This window comes from Marinobacter iranensis, assembly GCF_029207565.1.
Lineage (GTDB): Bacteria > Pseudomonadota > Gammaproteobacteria > Pseudomonadales > Oleiphilaceae > Marinobacter > Marinobacter iranensis.
In genome coordinates, this window is record NZ_JANCMW010000160.1 from 1 (window position 1) to 271 (window position 271).

Below are 271 nucleotides of genomic sequence, written 5' to 3' on the forward strand. Positions count from 1 at the left end.
CGTCAAGCACACCGGCCGTTTCAAGGGACTAAGCTATCCGTTCTGGAAGACCGCCCCCAATGTCGGCGACCATGAACTGGCGCTCGGCCAGTACCGCTGGAACCCGACGCCGATGCCGAAGGAGTCGACCGATTTCATCGCGGGCATCCGCACCATGACGACGGCGGGGGATGCCCTCGGACAGAGCGGCATGGCGGCTCATGTCTATGTCGCCAACACATCCATGGTGGACGATCATTTCTTCAATGCCGACGGAGAGATGCTGGTGGTG

1 protein-coding gene is annotated in these 271 nt (G+C 61.3%); it reads left to right on the forward strand.

Going from position 1 to position 271, the window contains the following annotated elements; all coding sequences use genetic code 11:
• Positions 1–271 (forward strand): homogentisate 1,2-dioxygenase (locus NLU14_RS21860; protein ID WP_275710574.1); only part of this gene is annotated, 271 nt, incomplete at both ends.